General features: G+C 39.1%; 18 protein-coding genes and 5 tRNA genes. 12 read left to right on the top strand and 11 right to left on the bottom strand.

The window, feature by feature from the left end:
- Window positions 1-44: 44 nt before the first annotated feature.
- The 4 genes from rlmM to AC0UA9_RS08615 all read right to left on the bottom strand — a co-directional run bounded on the left by rlmM (window position 45) and on the right by AC0UA9_RS08615 (window position 3,265).
- Window positions 45-1,124, bottom strand: a complete 1,080-nt coding sequence (gene rlmM / locus AC0UA9_RS08630) for a 23S rRNA (cytidine(2498)-2'-O)-methyltransferase RlmM (protein WP_475659282.1) — start codon at window positions 1,122-1,124, stop codon at window positions 45-47.
- Window positions 1,121-1,543 carry a DUF423 domain-containing protein gene (locus AC0UA9_RS08625; protein ID WP_475659281.1) on the bottom strand — a complete coding sequence of 141 codons (423 nt, stop codon included), beginning with the start codon at window positions 1,541-1,543 and terminating at the stop codon, window positions 1,121-1,123. The genes rlmM and AC0UA9_RS08625 overlap by 4 nt, the downstream gene beginning before the upstream one ends.
- Window positions 1,536-2,261, bottom strand: coding sequence for an alpha/beta family hydrolase (locus AC0UA9_RS08620; protein WP_475659280.1), 726 nt, complete (start codon window positions 2,259-2,261; stop codon window positions 1,536-1,538). The genes AC0UA9_RS08625 and AC0UA9_RS08620 overlap by 8 nt, the downstream gene beginning before the upstream one ends.
- A gap of 71 nt (window positions 2,262-2,332) precedes the next feature.
- Complete coding sequence (locus AC0UA9_RS08615) at window positions 2,333-3,265, bottom strand: transcriptional regulator GcvA (protein WP_475659279.1); 933 nt, start codon at window positions 3,263-3,265, stop codon at window positions 2,333-2,335.
- A 303-nt stretch (window positions 3,266-3,568) separates the two neighbouring features.
- Between AC0UA9_RS08615 and AC0UA9_RS08610 the strand changes: the two genes are divergently transcribed.
- Entirely contained in the window at window positions 3,569-3,868 is a 300-nt protein-coding gene (locus AC0UA9_RS08610; protein WP_475659278.1) for a hypothetical protein, read from the top strand.
- Window positions 3,869-4,054: 186 nt separating this feature from the next.
- Here AC0UA9_RS08610 and kdsA read toward each other — a convergent pair whose 3' ends face one another.
- The 7 genes from kdsA to hemA all read right to left on the bottom strand — a co-directional run bounded on the left by kdsA (window position 4,055) and on the right by hemA (window position 11,129).
- Complete coding sequence (kdsA, locus tag AC0UA9_RS08605) at window positions 4,055-4,897, bottom strand: 3-deoxy-8-phosphooctulonate synthase (protein WP_475659277.1); 843 nt, start codon at window positions 4,895-4,897, stop codon at window positions 4,055-4,057.
- Window positions 4,898-4,985: 88 nt separating this feature from the next.
- Window positions 4,986-6,242: a DUF819 family protein gene (locus AC0UA9_RS08600; RefSeq protein WP_475659276.1), complete on the bottom strand. Its 1,257-nt coding sequence runs from the start codon at window positions 6,240-6,242 to the stop codon at window positions 4,986-4,988.
- A gap of 87 nt (window positions 6,243-6,329) precedes the next feature.
- Window positions 6,330-7,163, bottom strand: coding sequence for a SirB1 family protein (locus tag AC0UA9_RS08595; protein WP_475659275.1), 834 nt, complete (start codon window positions 7,161-7,163; stop codon window positions 6,330-6,332).
- Between the two features lie 67 nt (window positions 7,164-7,230).
- On the bottom strand, window positions 7,231-7,599 hold the full coding sequence (locus AC0UA9_RS08590; protein WP_475659274.1) for a SirB2 family protein: 369 nt from the start codon (window positions 7,597-7,599) through the stop codon (window positions 7,231-7,233).
- Between the two features lie 24 nt (window positions 7,600-7,623).
- Window positions 7,624-8,523: a peptide chain release factor N(5)-glutamine methyltransferase gene (prmC, locus tag AC0UA9_RS08585; RefSeq protein WP_475659273.1), complete on the bottom strand. Its 900-nt coding sequence runs from the start codon at window positions 8,521-8,523 to the stop codon at window positions 7,624-7,626.
- Window positions 8,524-8,526: 3 nt separating this feature from the next.
- On the bottom strand, window positions 8,527-9,615 hold the full coding sequence (gene prfA / locus AC0UA9_RS08580) for a peptide chain release factor 1 (RefSeq protein ID WP_475659272.1): 1,089 nt from the start codon (window positions 9,613-9,615) through the stop codon (window positions 8,527-8,529).
- A gap of 245 nt (window positions 9,616-9,860) precedes the next feature.
- A complete protein-coding gene (gene hemA, locus AC0UA9_RS08575) occupies window positions 9,861-11,129 on the bottom strand; it encodes a glutamyl-tRNA reductase (RefSeq protein ID WP_475659271.1) in 1,269 nt (422 codons plus the stop codon).
- Between the two features lie 223 nt (window positions 11,130-11,352).
- Here hemA and lolB point away from each other — a divergent pair, with 223 nt between their 5' ends.
- The 11 genes from lolB to AC0UA9_RS08520 all read left to right on the top strand — a co-directional run bounded on the left by lolB (window position 11,353) and on the right by AC0UA9_RS08520 (window position 17,800).
- Complete coding sequence (gene lolB / locus AC0UA9_RS08570) at window positions 11,353-12,003, top strand: lipoprotein insertase outer membrane protein LolB (RefSeq protein WP_475659270.1); 651 nt, start codon at window positions 11,353-11,355, stop codon at window positions 12,001-12,003.
- Window positions 12,004-12,082: 79 nt separating this feature from the next.
- Complete coding sequence (gene ispE / locus AC0UA9_RS08565) at window positions 12,083-13,015, top strand: 4-(cytidine 5'-diphospho)-2-C-methyl-D-erythritol kinase (protein WP_475659269.1); 933 nt, start codon at window positions 12,083-12,085, stop codon at window positions 13,013-13,015.
- 87 nt (window positions 13,016-13,102) lie between these two features.
- Entirely contained in the window at window positions 13,103-14,050 is a 948-nt protein-coding gene (locus AC0UA9_RS08560; RefSeq protein ID WP_475659354.1) for a ribose-phosphate pyrophosphokinase, read from the top strand.
- Window positions 14,051-14,394: 344 nt separating this feature from the next.
- Complete coding sequence (locus AC0UA9_RS08555; protein ID WP_475659268.1) at window positions 14,395-15,021, top strand: 50S ribosomal protein L25/general stress protein Ctc; 627 nt, start codon at window positions 14,395-14,397, stop codon at window positions 15,019-15,021.
- Window positions 15,022-15,078: 57 nt separating this feature from the next.
- Window positions 15,079-15,663: an aminoacyl-tRNA hydrolase gene (gene pth / locus AC0UA9_RS08550; protein WP_475659267.1), complete on the top strand. Its 585-nt coding sequence runs from the start codon at window positions 15,079-15,081 to the stop codon at window positions 15,661-15,663.
- Between the two features lie 140 nt (window positions 15,664-15,803).
- Window positions 15,804-16,895: a redox-regulated ATPase YchF gene (gene ychF / locus AC0UA9_RS08545; RefSeq protein ID WP_475659266.1), complete on the top strand. Its 1,092-nt coding sequence runs from the start codon at window positions 15,804-15,806 to the stop codon at window positions 16,893-16,895.
- Between the two features lie 182 nt (window positions 16,896-17,077).
- Window positions 17,078-17,154, top strand: a tRNA-Met gene (locus tag AC0UA9_RS08540).
- 41 nt (window positions 17,155-17,195) lie between these two features.
- Window positions 17,196-17,280, top strand: a tRNA-Leu gene (locus AC0UA9_RS08535).
- Between the two features lie 25 nt (window positions 17,281-17,305).
- A tRNA-Gln gene (locus AC0UA9_RS08530) sits at window positions 17,306-17,380 on the top strand.
- A 149-nt stretch (window positions 17,381-17,529) separates the two neighbouring features.
- Window positions 17,530-17,604, top strand: a tRNA-Gln gene (locus AC0UA9_RS08525).
- Window positions 17,605-17,715: 111 nt separating this feature from the next.
- Window positions 17,716-17,800: transfer RNA gene (locus AC0UA9_RS08520), tRNA-Leu, on the top strand.
- The last annotated feature ends 95 nt before the right edge of the window (window positions 17,801-17,895 follow it).

Raw genomic sequence — 17,895 nt, 5'->3', positions numbered from 1 at the left:
CATAGCGAGTTGCTCCCAGGGCAACTCGCTTACAAACACGCTATTTACAGTAGCCTTGCATGGACAGTGATTTCTTCACGGTCGTAATACAAGTGCTTGGCATATAACTCATACTTTACTTGATGCTCTGAAAACATATCTTTAATTGTTTGTAAGTCTTTACTAACTTGCTGGTAGCGCCCTTTCATCGGCAGTTTCAAGTTAAATATAGCTTCTTTACAATAGCCATTTAATAGCCATTCACTCATTAATTTGGCTACTCGTTGTGGTTTTTCTATCATATCACAAACAAGCCAATAGACATTTTGCTTCATTGGGAAGTATTTAAAGCCATCCATCATTTTGTGCTTCACTTGTCCTGTGTCCATTAACGACTCAGCCATTGGGCCGTTATCTATTGCGGTAACCATCATACCGCGACGCACTAATTGATAGGTCCAGCCACCAGGTGCAGCCCCTAAGTCAACCGCGTTCATTCCTGAAGTCAAGCGAGTAGTCCACTCGTTGCGTGGAATAAAATACAAAAAAGCTTCATCCAGTTTCAACGTAGAGCGGCTAGGTGCCTGGCTTGGAAACTTAAGACGCGGAATGCCCATAACATGTAACGAACTATTATGTGCTAATGAATAACCTAAAATCACTTCTTGACCAGAAAGAAATAAGGCGTGCAAGATAGCGCCCGCCTCTTCAACATTAAAGTCTTTGCTTTTAGCCGTTAATACTTTCGCTTTACGCAACCCCTGCCGTAGTGGCACTGATAGTTTGCGACAAAACTTACTTAACGCTTTACCCTCATTAGTATCCGGCATTTCCATACGCAAATCGTCATACTGCCATTCATCGCCAAGCGACTCAACTATAGCTTCAACGCGATTATATTGAGGTAAGTCAATTTTTTCGGTTAGAGTAACAAACCATTGACGTGTAAAAACAAGGCGTCTAAGTGGCAATTTTTCTATTAACACTTCACCATGCTCTGGTACGTGTAAGTGAAAAAAAACTAAGCCTTGGTTTTGTTTTAACTCTAGATAGCCGTAAACCTCATTCCATGAAGCTTTTTCTTGAATTTCAGCTCCGCACTCTTTTTCAAAGCCCGGACGACAATATAATACGATAGATGTCATAAGTTTTTTTTACCTGCAATTGACAAAAGTAGCCAAGCGACTGCCAATGATATTCCGCCAAACGGTGTAAGTTGTCCAATAAAGGAAACACTAAAAAATGTTTTAATATAAATGCTACCACTAAAGAGTACAATACCAACAATAAAGCCGATACATGCCGCTAACAATAGCGTGGACGGCTTGCTAATAGCCACGTTAGCTTTAAGCCAAACTAACACTACTAATAGGGCTAGGGTATGAAATAACTGGTATTGCAAGGCTGTTTTTAATGTTGCCTGTACGTTAACAGGCAATGCTTGCCCTGCGTGAGCAAGGTAAGCGCCGAATAGTACAGAGAAGCAGCCACTAAGGCCAACAAAAATTAGTAAATATTTTAGTAGACTGTTTTTTTTCATAGTCGTTTTTATATTTTTATCCACTGGTGATCTGCTCCTGAATAAATTGGCCGATAACCTGTATTGCACTTTTTATATGCTGGGCGTGGGTAAAGCCTGATTTTACCCTAGGCTTTAAACTGTGATCACCATCACTTAAGAAGAAGCACTGACACTGGCTTGATAGTTCATAACTTAACACTTCTGCTTGCGTACCTAATGTATCACGTTCTCCTTGTACTATTTGAATCGGAAGCTGGGTATTTTGCAACGGCTCAAGCCGAAGCTGCGCCACTTTATTTGCCGGATGGAATGGGTATCCTAAACAAAAAACACCTTGCACTTGGCTTAAAACTGTTTCATCGCTCGCCAATGTTGCCGCTACGCGAGCACCCATCGACTTACCGCCAATAAATAAAGGAAGTGTTTTATTATTACCTGCCGTATTATTTCTGGTTGTGCTAATGTCTTTAATCACTTTTTTATAACAAGCAATTAACATTGGCATTCTGTCGGGCGGATAACGTTTACCTAGCGCAATACGCTTGTCCATATAAGGGAAATTAAACCTAAGCACATTAATATTAGCTTGATTAAGCAAAGCCGTTACCTGCACCATAAAGTCATGATGCATGTCGGCACCAGCACCATGAGCAAAAATAACTTGCGCGATGGGTGCTTCTACATTGTTAACAATGGTGCTAATAGGGTTACTTACCTTATTATTTAGCTTATGAGCAAGGGGGTCGCTGTGTGCTTTCATTGTGGTGGTGACCTATTTTTTATTGTTTATCACGAAAACCCATTAACGCCATGGGCTCAGTGATTAAGTGATTAAGTGATTTGGCCATCTTTAACTTGCGCTTGCTCTGACTCAACCATGTTCAGTAGCCAGTCTCTAAATGCTGCTATTTTACCAATTTCTTTTTGAGACTCACGGCAAACAATAAAATAGGCATTTTTACTAACCAGTACATCATTAAACGGACAGACCAAACGGCCTGAATCAATATCTGGTTTTGCTAGCACATTATACGCTAACGCAACACCCTGGCCATATAAAGCCGCCTGCAGTACCATAGCCGAATGGCTAAAAATAGGCCCATGATTAACATTAGTTCCTTTTACTTGAACTTGCTTAAACCAACGTTTCCAATCGCGACGAGACGTATCATGAAGTAAAGTATGGTGTTGTAAGTCATCTAAAGATAATAAGGGTGGCTTACCGCTGGCTGCACTTTCTTGTAAAAGCAAGGGAGAACAAACAGGAATTAAATACTCGGTTTGTAACTTATCGGCATGTACATTAGGCCACCGACCTCGCCCATAATAGATCGCAACATCAACATCTTCCGTTAGCGAGTTCTCTGCTTGGTCAACAGCTTTAATACGAACGTCTATATCAGGGTGCAAGGAATTAAAAGCACTTAACCTAGGCACAAGCCATTGTATGGCAAAACTTGCTTGTGAACTCACGGTAATTGAGCCTTTAGCGCCACGAGCAAGCAATCTTTCTGTGGCTTCATATAAGGAGGTAAAAATACCTTTTATATCGAGATAATAAGATTGCCCTTCTTCTGTTAACAATAAAGAGCGATTTTTTCGCATAAACAATTTTATGCCTAAATGCTCTTCTAATGCTTTTATTTGGTGGCTAACAGCGGCTTGAGTTACAAATAACTCCTCTGCTGCCTTGGTAAAACTCAACTGTCTAGCCGAAGCTTCAAATGCCCGCAATGCGTTTAATGGTGGTAGTCGAGTAGCCAAATTACACCCAATACTTGTAGAAAACAAAAAAAAGTAAAACGTTCAACATACACAACACAGTATAAACACTATGCATTAGTTTTTCTAATGAATAACATGATTATATGTCATTTTTAAGTGTGTTCGTTATTGCGTATTATAGTGAACGTAGATTAAGGACACCACCTCAACGTTTTAACAGCAAAAAGTAGACCGTGTAAGTAAAAATAGCCGTAGTCAAAATAATAAACGCGAGAAAGTCCTAATAAATCTATCTGCCAAACAATGGCACCATACAAATATTAGGCCCAAAGGATTAACAAAATGAAAAGCATTAACGTATACAAACTTGCCCTCGTCGCTACCTCCGTAGTAATGATTTATTTTACTTCTGGTTTAGCATCTATCGCGCAAGCTGCTGAGCTAGTAAAAGCAGAGCCAATTAAACAAGAACGATTAATTAGCCAAGCACAAACAAGCTTAGCATTAACGTTTTCAACACTGGCATTACCTGCCAATTCAATACAAAACAAGGCAAGTAACCTGTTAGCAAAAGAAAATATTAACACCAACAATAAAGACAACACGCTTGTATTTAATAATATGGCAAGAATGGCTGAATAAAAGCAGACCTAGCACTGTATTAGCAAAGACTTTAAGACAGGCGCTTTAAAAAAACACCACAAAATGCTCGCACATTTTCTAAGTCTAGGGGGAGAAATCCCCCTTTTTTTATCTGCAGTGTTGATCAACCTGTGATAGAAAACCACCACCAATATACGATTTTATTTTAGTAAGGTTAAATGCGCACTAATCAGTGATTAGCGGGGCAAAGCCTTTCACCAAGTCATCGATCGCTTTCATTTGAACTAAATAGGGTTCTAGTTTATCAAGCGGCAAGGCACAAGGGCCATCACACTTAGCGGCAGCAGGCTCTGGGTGAGCTTCAATAAACAAACCAGCGATACCTACAGCCATACCACTGCGTGTTAATTGCGCAGCCTGTGCTCGTCGGCCATCTGCACTATCACTACGACCACCAGGCTTTTGTAACGAATGTGTGGCATCAAAAATCACTGGGGCATAATTACGCATTTCATCCATGGCTAGCATATCAACCACTAAGTTATTATAACCATAACAACTGCCGCGCTCACAAAGAATAATATTTTCATTTCCCGCTTCGGCAAACTTATTAATAATATGCTTCATTTCATGCGCTGCTAAAAACTGCGGTTTTTTGACATTGATAGCGGCACCCGTTTTAGCCATTGCGATAACCAAGTCGGTTTGCCTAGCAAGAAAAGCAGGTAATTGAATAACATCAACAACTTCGCTTACGGGTTGTGCTTGGTATGGCTCATGTACATCAGTAATAACAGGTACATTAAAAGTTTTTTTTATTTCCTCAAAAATTCTTAAACCTTCATCTAAACCTGGCCCTCTGTAGGAATGAACTGAAGACCTATTGGCTTTGTCAAAGGATGCTTTAAACACATAGGGAATATTAAGCTTTTGTGTCACTTCAACATAGTGTTCAGCAATTGTCATCGCTAAGTCACGCGACTCTAGCACGTTCATTCCACCAAATAAAACAAATGGCTTATCATTCGCCACTTCAATGCCACTTACCGCAACTGATTGTATTGTCATAATTTTTCCTAGTAAATTGCCATTATCTTAGCCCCTAAGCCTGACACCTAATAAATTTAAGGTGCAAAGCTACTGGCCGTGCTGCAAATTAAGCGCCGATAATGCGTAATAATTGTCCACAAAGCCAAGCCATATAAGTACCTAATGCGTACCCTAATACTGCTAGCAATACACCAACCGGTGCCAATGAAGGATGAAAAGCCGAGGCAATAACAGGTGCAGAGGCAGCTCCACCAATATTCGCTTTACTACCTACAGCCAAATAAAATATTGGGGCTTTGATCATTTTGCCAACAATAAAGAGTAAAGCAACATGAATAGCCATCCATAGTAACCCAATAACTACATACTTGGGCGCTTCAACGACTTGTGTAATATCCATATGTAAACCAATGGTTGCCACTAAGATGTAAAGAAAACTACTCCCTACTTTTGATGCGCCGACACCTTCTAAACGTCTAGCTTTAGTAAAAGAGAGTAACAAGCCAACCGTTGTCACCAACACAATAATCCAGAACAACTTGCTGTGTAAGCTAAATTTTTCTAATTCTGGGTAATTAATTTTGAAAAAAGGCACTAACAAGTCTGCTGCTAAATGGGCGAAGCCGGCAGCACCAAAACCGACAGCTAAAATAAGCATAAAATCTTTTAATTCTGGCTTTTTTGCGTGCTCACGTTCAAACGCTTCAACTTTATTGATTAGTTTATCAATACCCGATGTATCAGCGCCACTTTTTGCATCAATACGTTTATGGTTGGCGGCGAAGTAAAGTAAGCAAGCCATCCATAAGTTGGCGACAACAATATCTACCGTGACCATAATAGTGAATATTTTTCCGTCAGCACCATAAATTTCTTTCATCGCAAGCATGTTTGCCCCACCGCCGATCCAGCTACCTGCTAATGCCGCCATACCACGCCATACTGCGTCAGGGCCGGTAACGCCGAGTAATTCAGGCCAAATTGCCGAGATCGCCAGTAATGCTATAGGCCCACCAATAACAACGCCAACAGTGCCGGTTAGAAACATTATAATGGCTTTATTACCTAAAGCGGCAATGGCTTTAAGGTCAATACTTAAGGTCAATAGTACTAAACAAGCCGGTAGTAAATAGTATTTTGCAACCTCATCAACCTGGCTGACCTCTGCACTAACAATACCAAACGTGTTTAATAACGAAGGCAATAAATAACACATCAATAATGCAGGTACATATTGATAAAACTTTTTAAAGGCGGGATGCTCACTGTTTGAGCTATAAAAAACAAAGCCTAAAATTAAGCAAAGTAACCCTAATACGGCTACATCATTGGTTATTAGTGGGGCAACTATGGAGCTTGACATTGGTTTGTCCTATTATTTTAATTATATAAATTGCTCAATATAAATTATTTGTATTACATTGTTATCTGTTACCTGTAACAATGTAACTTAGTGAAAAGTAGGGTCCGTTAGCGTTATGTTATCAAGTTGAATTTTTAACAATTGTGCTGCAGGATCTTTTGGACACTTTTCGACAAAATAACGATAGTCATCAACCGCCACTTTAAAGCATTCTAATTGGTGAAGCAAAAATCCACGGTCACGCCTTTGCAGCGGATCGTCAGGATTTAATGACAGTAATAAGTCCACGCAGACTAAAGCTTGCGCAAATGCTTTCTCACGAATTAAGGTCGCTTTTAAGCCACTTAAATATTCTGCTAAAATAGCTTGCCTGTTCATCGCCGAAAACTCTTGTTGGCTAGGGTCACCCGATAGCTCTTCAAGGCGTAGATCTAACTCTTGCCAATTTAAAGACTCTCCCGTTACTGCATCAAATACAATAGCATATTGCTCATCACAACAAAGGCGAACCATAACTTTATTCGGGACAAAAACCAAATCTGCGCTAAAGCCACATGCGCTGATAATTTCACAAACAATAATAGCTTTCACTATAGGCGACATTAAACGTTGGTTTAAGCTGGGGGCAACTTTATAAGCACTAATTGGCCAATTTGTTTTCTCACTATCAATAAATAGATGCTGATAATAAAGCTCATTCATTAACACTTCTGCTTGTTCTAAGGGAGACTCTATTTCAGCAATAACCGCTTGGCACTGGGCTATAATTAGCTCTAAAGCATCAAGTGACAGTTCAAGCTCAGTGTCATTAACGTGAGCTAAAGATAAGTCACCTTGAAAAATAGCCTCTTCAAGTAAGACCAGTGTTTGTAATAAACATTTGTCTTGAGATTGAAGTTCTAAAAGCAACAATGTATTCATAAGTTTTAATTAACGCTAATAAAGTTTTTTAAAAAGGAAGTAATGCAAAAGTCACTGAATCAGTTGATTATAAAAATAAAATTGGCTCTCGTGTGATAGCTAAGCGTACAATTAACATAATCCAACCCATAGCACCTAAGTAGCCCATAACACGAAGAGGTTTATTTCGAGCAAGCTTAAGTGTGTAATATCCTGTTAAAATATAGGCAATTATTGCAATAATTTTTTCACCTAACCATAGTTGCTCCATGGGGTTCATTGAATATTGCACCGCCATAAAAACGCCAAGCCCTAGCAATAGGGTGTCAATAATATGCGGGGTGACTTTCACCCATTTCGCTTGTAGTTTATTTGAATTAGCCAACAACCATACAAAGCGTAAAGTAAATAAAGTAACGCTTATGACAGCTAAGGTTATATGCAAGTGTTTAAACAAAATGAACTCCTCTGTGAATTTATTTTAACTCTCGGCCACAAACGTTGCCCAGGTAATACGGTCATGGCCATTTAAGTCTTTTTCTGTTTGTGGATTAGCGTAACCCAAACTTAATAATATATTTCGTACATCACTAGCTTGTGCAAAGCCATGTTCAAAAAATAAGTGCCCGTTTAATGCCAAAAAGTTACGTGCTTGATCAGCAATATGTTTTATATCAGCTAAACCGCCCTCGTTTGCAATAAGTGCTGACGCTGGCTCAAAACGAACATCACCTTGTGTTAAATTAACATCTTGGCTGTCAATATAAGGTGGGTTTGACACAATTAAGTCAAACTTTTTACTTGTTGACACTTGAGAAAACCAGTCACTTTGAAAGAAGTTAACCTGTGTTAATTGACAGTTTTTTGCATTTTGCTGTGCAAGTTGCACCGCTTCAAGGCTAAAGTCTATTGCATCAATATGCCAAGTGGGTTGTTCGCTTGCTAAAGCCAGTGCTATTGCTCCTGTGCCTGTGCCTAAGTCTAAACAGTTAATATTTGCACTGTTTTGAAGTGTTTCTAGCACCAATTCAACCAGTGTTTCAGTGTCTGGCCGCGGAATGAGTGTCGCTTTAGAAACAGCAAGAGGCAATGACCAAAACTCTTTCATACCGGTAATATAAGCAATTGGTTCGCCCTGAATACGGCGAACCAATACTTGTAAAAAAACGTGTAAATCAGTATTGCTGAGTATTTTTTCAGGCCAAGTTAGCAGGTAACTACGCTCTTTATTAAGCACCAACGACAATAGTATTTCAGCATCAAGCTTGGCGCTATCTGAGCTAGCCTGCAATAGTTTTTCGCCTTGAATCAATAAGTTAGAAATTGCATTATCGCCCACTAACCTTATTTGATATGAACTTGATAATAATGAACTACTCACAGATTAATGTTGCTCAGCAAGTTCAGCCAGAAGATCAGCTTGGTTTTCTTGCATTATAGGCTCAAGAATCAATTGTAAATTACCTTCCATAATTTCATTTAATCGATAAAGCGTTAAATTAATACGGTGGTCGCTCATGCGGCCCTGAGGAAAGTTATACGTACGAATGCGCTCAGAACGGTCGCCACTTGCTACTAAATTACGACGTGATGACTCTTCTTCACTACGGCGCTTTTCATCTTCCGCTTGTTGTAACCTTGCTTGTAAAACAGACATCGCTTGAGCACGGTTTTTGTGTTGCGAGCGTTGATCTTGACATTCAACAACTACACCAGAAGGAATATGAGTAATACGAATGGCTGAATCTGTTTTATTCACGTGCTGACCACCGGCGCCTGACGCACGAAAAGTATCTACTTTTAAGTCAGCCTTGTTTATTTCAATGGCTTGCGACTCAGGGATTTCAGGCATCACAACTACAGTACACGCTGAAGTATGTACGCGCCCTTGCGACTCAGTTTCAGGTACACGTTGGACACGGTGCCCCCCTGACTCAAATTTCATTTGCCCATAAACACCTTCACCGTTAATTTTTATAATCAGCTCTTTATAACCACCTTGCTCACTTTCGTTCGAGTTCATCACTTCAATTTTCCAGCCTTGCTTTTCAGCATACCGACTGTACATTCTGAACATATCACCCGCAAAAATAGCCGCTTCGTCCCCTCCGGCACCGGCACGAATTTCAACAAAGCAGTTATTATCATCATTAGGATCACGAGGTAGTAATAATATTTGCAGCGCTTCTGCTAAATCAGTAACTGCTTGTTTAGCCTCTTTAAATTCTTCCTGTGCCATTTCTCGCATATCAGGGTCATCGTCTTTTAGCATTAATTCTGCCGTAGCAAAATCGTCCTCAGCACTTTGGTAGTTGTGAAAAACTGTCGTCACTTCGTCTAAGCGTTTAAACTCTTGCGATAAGCTACGAAACTTGTCTTGGTCGTTTATAGTTTCAGGATCAGATAATAAGGCTTGAACTTCTTCAAAGCGCTCAGCTAACGCTTCAAGTTTATGATAAACAGAGGATTTCATTAAAATAATCTTTTTTTAAAAGGAATAATTAAGCTAGGAAAAAATTAACGCCATGGCCATGGTAATTAGCGCTATTCTAGCACAGGCGCTATTTTTCTACAGTAGGTAGTAGATTGTCAATAAAGATTTACCATTGTGATGACAAGTGTTATTGATATATTACCCTATATTACAACTTGAAAGCCGTTACCAACCTTGACAACATGCCACAGCTAATTTATTGGTTTTACGTGTTCACAGCGATGTTACTTTTCATTATCAATATTAAAAATATCACGAAGATAAATTAACTTGTCTAATTCGCCACCTTGCGCAGCAGACTGTATTGCGCTAGTAGGTGCATGCATCAATTTATTCGCTAATTTAGTTGCCAACTCGCTAACAACAGCTTCAGCATCTTTACCACTTTTCAACTGTATTATTGCTTTTTCAAGTAATAGGTCACGCTCACTTAAACACTGGTTTCTAAAGTTAACTACGGTATCTTGCGTATTTAGGCCACGTAGCCACGCCATAAAAATACCTGATTGATTATTAACAATGTTTTCGGCTTCAACTGCTGCTTTACGGCGGTTTTCTAGGTTTTGTGCAATAATATTTTGTAAGTCATCAACGGTATATAAAAACACATCGTCTAAATCACCCACTTGTTCTTCAATATCACGAGGCACAGCTAGGTCAACCATAAAAATAGGCTGGTGGCGTCGTTTTGTTAAAGCCTGCTCTACCATTCCCTTGCCTATAATAGGTAAAGTTGAGCCAGTAGAACTGATGACAATATCAGCTTTACTCATGTGTTCAGGAATTTGCGCTAAAGTAATCACTTGTGCGCCAATTTTGTCGGCCATTTTTGACGCGCGCTCTATGGTACGATTAGCAACAGTGATTTTACCAACATTATTTTCATATAAATGTTTCGCCACTAGCTCAATGGTTTCACCTGCACCAACAAGCAATACTTTAGTTTTATGTAAACTGGCAAAAATATGCTTTGCTAAGTTAACACTAGCAAAAGCAACCGACACAGCGTTGGCACCTATGTCAGTTTCAGTACGAACTTGTTTAGCAACGCCAAAAGTACGTTGAAATAGTCGGTCCATTACCAGCGCCATAGAGCCTGCGGCTTTCGCTTGACTATAGGCTTGTTTCATTTGCCCTAAAATTTGAGGTTCACCTAAAACTAAAGAGTCTAAGCCGCAAGCTACTCGCATTATATGGTTGACCGCTTGTTGGTCTTGGTGCCAGTAGAGGCTAGGCAAAATAATAGAGGCTGGAACATTATGGTAATTTTCTAACCATTGCACTAAACGCTCTTGCGTTACTTTAACATCCCCTTCCTGAACAATATATAATTCAGTTCTGTTACAAGTTGATAAAATAGCAACTTCACGGCACTGCACTACCGACAACATTTCTTTTAGGGCAATAGAAAGGCGGTCGGGGTTAAAGGAAATTTTCTCCCTTACCGCAACAGGGGCAGTTTTGTGATTAATTCCAACAGCAACTATGGACAATGTAATAAACCTATTGATATTTTACTTATTAACAGAGTAAGTATAATGCAAGCTCTGTTGGGAAAGTATGATCTGTGATAAAAATCACTTAAAATGAAACAACCATTTTACAAAATAACAGCAGTAATTAAAAGGGATCAGCGCTAAGTAAAAAGCTTGCACAGTTGAATTGCATAAATTGCTGTGTTCCAATACTTACCTATTTTATTGGTGTTAGTAAAAAATGATCAAATCATTCACTCTGTTTTTCTACTTATTATTCACTGCTAGTATTTTGTTGTCGGGTTGTACAAGCCCGTATATCAAGCCGTTAGCAGACAAGAACAAAATAATTCCCCTACAGCAAAGAGCTCAAAAATTAAAAGAAAAAGCAGTTTGGCAATTACACGGGAAAATAGCGTTTATTCAACAAACTAACGCACAAGATAAACGTGAAAGCGCCTCGATAAAGTGGCAAGTTGATGAAAATGCGAAAACACAAACGTTGAATTTAACTAGCTACCTAGGTATTAATGTCCTTCATTTAACCTCTAACCAGCAACAACATTTAATTAAAGTAGATGGCAAAGAATACCGAAGTACTAACCTTTCAGATTTAATATACTCACTTACAGGTCTTATTTTACCGACAAAAGCACTCAGTTTTTGGTTAAAAGGCTTGCCTTATACAATAGATGACACACTGCAAGTAGACCAAGAAACACAATTACCCATAAGTATAATAAGTTACCACCATAATGCTACTTGGCAAATTCAATATAAAAAATACCAACGTTTTAATGGGATAGATATGGCGACACTGTTTACAATTAAAAAAGCAGACTTACTAATAAAAATAGCCGTAAAGGATTGGTCATTTAGCGATACACTATAATGGATTGGTAGTGTAATGACATAGCATCACCTGTAACAGTCAATAGCAATAATTAACGCCTGAATTTAAGTAGAAATTAATGAACAAAAGCAGCAAGATAGAGCAATTCTTTCAATTTCCCTCACCCGCAAAGCTTAATTTATTTTTGCATGTTGTTGGACAACGTACTGACGGTTATCACGAGTTAGAAACCCTATTTCAGTTTTTAGACTATAGCGATACCATTGAAATATCTGTTACAGACCACTCAACAATCGCGCTATTAACCCCCATCACTGGCGTAAAAAATGATGATAATTTAATTATAAAAGCTGCTCATTTACTGCAAAGCGCCATAACAAAAGAAGCAGACAAGCCAAAAAAAAGTGCCGCATTAAATTTACCTGGAGCCAACATTCGCATAAAGAAAAAGCTCCCCATGGGTGGTGGTTTAGGTGGCGGTTCATCAAATGCGGCAACTGTATTGGTGGCCTTAAATCATCTTTGGCAATGTGGTTTTACTACTGATGAGCTTGCCGAATTAGGGTTAAGTTTAGGGGCTGACGTACCTATTTTCATCCATGGTTTTTCTGCATTTGCTCAAGGCGTGGGCGAAAAGCTTACAGCGGCAAAACCTGATGAATGCTACTATCTGGTTTGTAAACCTAATATTAGTATTGCAACAGCCAGTGTTTTTGCGTCACCTGATTTACCAAGAACCACAGCCAAACTCGATAGTAAAGACATTAATAGCTTTTATGATGATTTATTCCAAAATGATAAATACCGTAATGATTGCCAAACGATGGTAATAAAACATTACGACGAGGTTGCCAAGTTACTCGCTTGGTTGGTAGAATACGCACCGGCTAGAATGACGGGGACAGGTGCGTGTGTATTTTCACGTTTTTCTAGTAAAAAAGCAGCTTATGAACTACAAAGAAAGCTCCCTCTTGGGATAGAGTCTTTTGTTGCGAAAGGTTTAAACAAATCGCCACTGCTTTGTGTTATTGAGCGTTTAAAAAACAAATAAACTTAAAAATTGGCTATTATAAACATACTTTATTTATGTTTACTGTAGCTACTACTATTAATGTCAAAAGTTTCTGAGGAACTGACTGTGCCTGACATGAAAATCTTTGCGGGTAATGCCACCCCTGAACTGGCAAAACAAATCGCAAATCGTTTGTATATTACGTTAGGCGAAGCCACTATAGGCAGTTTTAGCGATGGCGAAATTAGCTTTGAAATTAATGAAAATGTTCGCGGCAGTGATGTTTTTATTATCCAATCAACTTGTGCGCCGACTAATAATAACTTGATGGAACTAATTGTGATGATCGACGCCTTTCGTCGCGCATCAGCCGGCAGAATCACTGCGGTTGTTCCTTACTTTGGTTATGCCCGCCAAGACAGACGAGTACGTAGTGCACGTGTACCAATTACTGCCAAGGTGGTCGCTGACTTTTTATCGAGTGTTGGTGTTGATCGCGTATTAACGGTTGATTTACACGCAGAGCAAATTCAAGGTTTCTTCGATGTACCTGTTGATAACGCTTTTGGTACACCAATTTTATTAGAAGACATGAAAAATCGCGATCTAGACAACCCTGTGGTCGTTTCTCCTGATATTGGCGGTGTTGTTCGTGCCCGTGCGGTTGCTAAATTACTAGATGATGCCGACCTTGCTATTATTGATAAGCGTCGCCCAAAAGCTAATGTTGCACAAGTTATGCATATCATTGGTGATGTTCAAGGACGAGATTGTATTATTGTTGATGATATGATCGATACCGGTGGAACCTTAGCAAAAGCGGCCGAAGCATTAAAAGAACACGGCGCAAAACGTGTTATTGCTTACGCGACTCACCCTGTTTTATCAGGTAATGCGGCTGAAAACCTTAAAAACTCAGTTATTGACGAAGTTGTGGTTACCGATTCTATTCCTTTATCTGCAGAGATTAAAAAGCTTAAAATGGTACGTCAGCTAACCTTAAGTGGTATGTTAAGTGAAGCCATTCGTCGTGTATGTAATGAAGAGTCTATCTCTGCGATGTTTGATCACTAACGTTTAGTGCTTACACCATAACAAGTACACCAATAAAAAACAGATATTACTTGTAATATCTGTTTTTTATTCAGAAGTACAAAAGACTGTGTTTGATCAATTTTGCTGACCCTCCACCCACTAATGAAGCTTTGAGCCAAGAATAAGTTTAAGGAAATAAAGATAAATATAATAATAAATAGCTTTACTTCCATGCTAGTGTTATCATGCCGCGCCTTTTTTATCTAGCTAACTTTCTTTATTACTTCTTTATTGATTCTTAGCACGTTAAAAAAAAGCAACATCCTTGTTTTTGGTCGCAAAAAACAAGACTTAATTAATTATACAATATAAGAGTATATATCATGACTGATTTATTTACTTTGGATGCTGAAGTACGTACAGACTTGGGGAAAGGTGCGAGCCGCCGCCTACGTCACGCGAATAAAATTCCAGCGATCCTTTACGGTGAAGGCAAAGAATCAATTTCTTTAACCTTAGAACACAAAAATGTTTTACGTGCTCAACTTGAAGAATCATTCTACTCAAGCGTTTTAACGTTAAATGTAGATGGAAAGCCAGTTGAATGTTTGATCAAAGACATGCAACGTCATCCGTACAAAAACATTATTATGCATTTAGATTTCATTCGTATCAATGCAAAACACGTTATTCAAGCGAATGTTCCAATTCACTTCAATAATGAAGAAAGTGTTGTAAAACAAGGCGCAATGATCGTTCGTCACATGACAGAAATTGCAATTACTTGTTTACCAAAAGATTTACCTGAGTTTATTGATGTTGACGTAGCTGAATTAGAAGTTGGTCAAACAATACATTTATCTGATGTTAAATTCCCGAAAGGTGTTACATCTGATGAGTTAGTGAAAGGCGAAGAATATGACCAAGGTGTTGTTACCGCCAATGCACTTAAAACTCAAAGTGAAGAAGATGAAGATGATGCCGCTTCTGAAGAAGCAGCTACTGAATAATCAGCCTTTATTCAGTTAGCTATTCAATTAAGTGAATAATTAAGATGAATAGTTTATATGACTATTAAGTTGATTGCGGGGCTGGGAAATCCTGGCCCCGAATATACAAAAACACGCCACAATGCCGGTGTTTGGTTTGTTGAAGAACTAGCACAGCGCAATAACATATCGCTTCGCCCAGAAAAAAAATATGCCGGACTCTATGGCAAAGGTTTAATTGGTGGCGAACTAGTACATTTATTAATTCCCACTACTTTTATGAACCGAAGTGGTCAATCTGTCGCTCCTCTAGCAAATTTTTTCCGAATTACTGTCGATCATATACTGATTGCGCATGATGAATTAGACATGCTCCCTGGTACTGTAAAAATAAAACAAGGTGGCGGTCATGGCGGCCATAACGGCTTAAAAGATATTATTGCTCGCATGGCAAATAATAAAGAATTCTATCGTTTACGTATTGGCATAGGCCACCCAGGCCACCGAGATAAAGTGACTGGCCATGTATTAGGTAAAGCACCAAGCAGCGAACAAATCCTTATTGACAATGCCATAGATGAAGCAAGCCGTTGCTTTGACATCTGGCAAACTGACAGTTTACATAAAGCACAACAGCGTTTACATGCCTACAAAGGGGTGTAAATTAGCACTTATTTTGGCATCGTTTGTTTTAAATGAATAGTTTAATTGTATCGTTTAATGTCACTATCTTAAATATATTCACTCAGACACACGGTTTGCCGTAACAATCAAATTGACATCAATAAAAGCAGGTAAAAACTATGGGTTTTAAATGTGGTATCGTTGGCTTACCCAACGTTGGTAAATCAACATTATTTAACGCACTGACTAAAGCAGGCATTGAAGCTGCTAACTTTCCTTTTTGCACTATAGAACCAAACACTGGTGTAGTGCCTGTACCCGACCCACGTCTTGACCAACTTGCCGCAATTGTAAAGCCTGAGCGCGTACTTGCAACCACCATGGAGTTTGTTGATATTGCAGGCCTAGTTGCAGGAGCATCTAAGGGCGAAGGTTTAGGAAATAAGTTCCTCGCAAACATTCGAGAAACCGATGCTATTGGTCATGTTGTACGCTGCTTTGAAAATGACAACATTATTCATGTTGCTAATAAGGTGAGCCCTGTTGACGATATAGAGGTAATTAACACTGAATTAGCGTTATCTGATATGGACACTGCAGAGCGTGCTATTACTCGTTTAGCCAAAAAAGCAAAAGGGGGTGATAAGGATGCCAAGTTTGAAGTGCCTATTTTAGAAAAAATATTAAAGCATGTTGAAGAAGGCAATATGATTCGCTCTTTAGCATTATCTAAAGAAGAGAAAGCAGCCATTGGTTACTTAAATTTTTTAACCATTAAACCAACTATGTATATTGCTAATGTGAATGATGATGGTTTTGAAAATAACCCCTATCTTGATCAAGTAAAGAAAGTAGCAGATGCTGAAGGCGCTATTGTTGTTGCTGTTTGCGCTGAAATTGAAAGTGAATTATCTGAAATGGATGATGAAGACCGCCTTGAGTTTATGGCTGATCTTGGTTTAGAAGAGCCTGGCCTAAATCGAGTGATTAATGCTGGGTACTCTTTATTACATTTACAAACTTATTTTACTGCCGGTGTTAAAGAAGTTCGTGCGTGGACGGTTAAGCAAAATGCCACGGCTCCTCAAGCTGCTGGGGTAATCCATACAGACTTTGAAAAAGGTTTTATTCGTGCTGAAGTTATTGCTTTCGACCATTTTATTGAGTTTAATGGTGAGTCTGGTGCTAAAGATGCGGGCAAATGGCGCTTAGAAGGTAAAGAGTATGCAGTTAAAGATGGCGATGTTATCCATTTCCGCTTTAACGTATAACGAACAATCGGCTAATCGCGGTTATTAATTTATTATACCGCGAATTTTTTGTGTAGTTAACGGACAAATTGCACACCCATTAGCCAAATAAGCAAAAAGAAGTAATTTTTATAAAAAAACGGTTGACGTATGGCAGCCAGATTAGCATAATACGCGCCACTTGCTGAGAGGCAAGATGGAATGGCTACATAGCTCAGTTGGTTAGAGCACATCACTCATAATGATGGGGTCCCAGGTTCGAATCCCGGTGTAGCCACCATTTCACTCAACTTAGGTTTTGTGAAGTATAAAAAATATAATGCGGGTTTGGCGGAATTGGTAGACGCGCTGGATTTAGGTTCCAGTATCGCAAGATGTGAGAGTTCAAGTCTCTTGACCCGTACCATTTTTTATACAAGTAAAGACATTGCAGGGATATAGCCAAGCGGTAAGGCAGCGGGTTTTGATCCCGTCATTCAGAGGTTCAAATCCTCTTATCCCTGCCATTTTTTAAAAACATATTTATTGATTTTTTAAAATGGAATAGTAAAATCAAAACGGTTTTGCTCCGCAGTGATGTCAGAGGTTAAAATCCTCTTATCCCTGCCATTTACTTAAATCGGTTAAGTAAATACAATGTCATAACTCCCCCTGTAGGGATATAGCCAAGCGGTAAGGCAGCGGGTTTTGATCCCGTCATTCAGAGGTTCAAATCCTCTTATCCCTGCCATTTTTTAGATGGAAAAGCATAAACATCAAAACGGTTTTGCTCCGCAGTGATGTCAGAGGTTCAAATCCTCTTATTCCTGCCATTTTTAGATTGGAATAGTAAAAGTTCAAAGCGGGTTTGGCGGAATTGGTAGACGCGCTGGATTTAGGTTCCAGTATCGCAAGATGTGAGAGTTCAAGTCTCTTGACCCGCACCATTTCAACACACTAGTTCAAAAACCCCTAGGCGGCATTGTAGACGCGCTACTTATGTTAGAAAAATACGTTCCAGTCTCGCTATCACTTTATGTGA

The sequence above is a fragment of the Colwellia sp. F1 genome, assembly GCF_056238625.1.
Note: the sequence above shows the minus strand (reverse complement) of the source record. Positions and strands in the feature narration are given on the sequence as shown.

Excerpts from the sequence above, each read along its gene's own strand:
- AC0UA9_RS08555 (WP_475659268.1), top strand. The coding sequence starts at position 14,395 with ATGACTGATTTATTTACTTTGGATGCTGAAGTACGTACAGACTTGGGG.
- kdsA (WP_475659277.1), bottom strand. The coding sequence starts at position 4,897 with ATGACAATACAATCAGTTGCGGTAAGTGGCATTGAAGTGGCGAATGAT.
- ychF (WP_475659266.1), top strand. The coding sequence starts at position 15,804 with ATGGGTTTTAAATGTGGTATCGTTGGCTTACCCAACGTTGGTAAATCA.
- AC0UA9_RS08600 (WP_475659276.1), bottom strand. The coding sequence starts at position 6,242 with ATGTCAAGCTCCATAGTTGCCCCACTAATAACCAATGATGTAGCCGTA.
- rlmM (WP_475659282.1), bottom strand. The coding sequence starts at position 1,124 with ATGACATCTATCGTATTATATTGTCGTCCGGGCTTTGAAAAAGAGTGC.
- AC0UA9_RS08595 (WP_475659275.1), bottom strand. The coding sequence starts at position 7,163 with ATGAATACATTGTTGCTTTTAGAACTTCAATCTCAAGACAAATGTTTA.
- AC0UA9_RS08620 (WP_475659280.1), bottom strand. The coding sequence starts at position 2,261 with ATGAAAGCACACAGCGACCCCCTTGCTCATAAGCTAAATAATAAGGTA.
- ispE (WP_475659269.1), top strand. The coding sequence starts at position 12,083 with ATGAACAAAAGCAGCAAGATAGAGCAATTCTTTCAATTTCCCTCACCC.
- lolB (WP_475659270.1), top strand. The coding sequence starts at position 11,353 with ATGATCAAATCATTCACTCTGTTTTTCTACTTATTATTCACTGCTAGT.
- AC0UA9_RS08610 (WP_475659278.1), top strand. The coding sequence starts at position 3,569 with ATGAAAAGCATTAACGTATACAAACTTGCCCTCGTCGCTACCTCCGTA.
- pth (WP_475659267.1), top strand. The coding sequence starts at position 15,079 with ATGACTATTAAGTTGATTGCGGGGCTGGGAAATCCTGGCCCCGAATAT.
- prfA (WP_475659272.1), bottom strand. The coding sequence starts at position 9,615 with ATGAAATCCTCTGTTTATCATAAACTTGAAGCGTTAGCTGAGCGCTTT.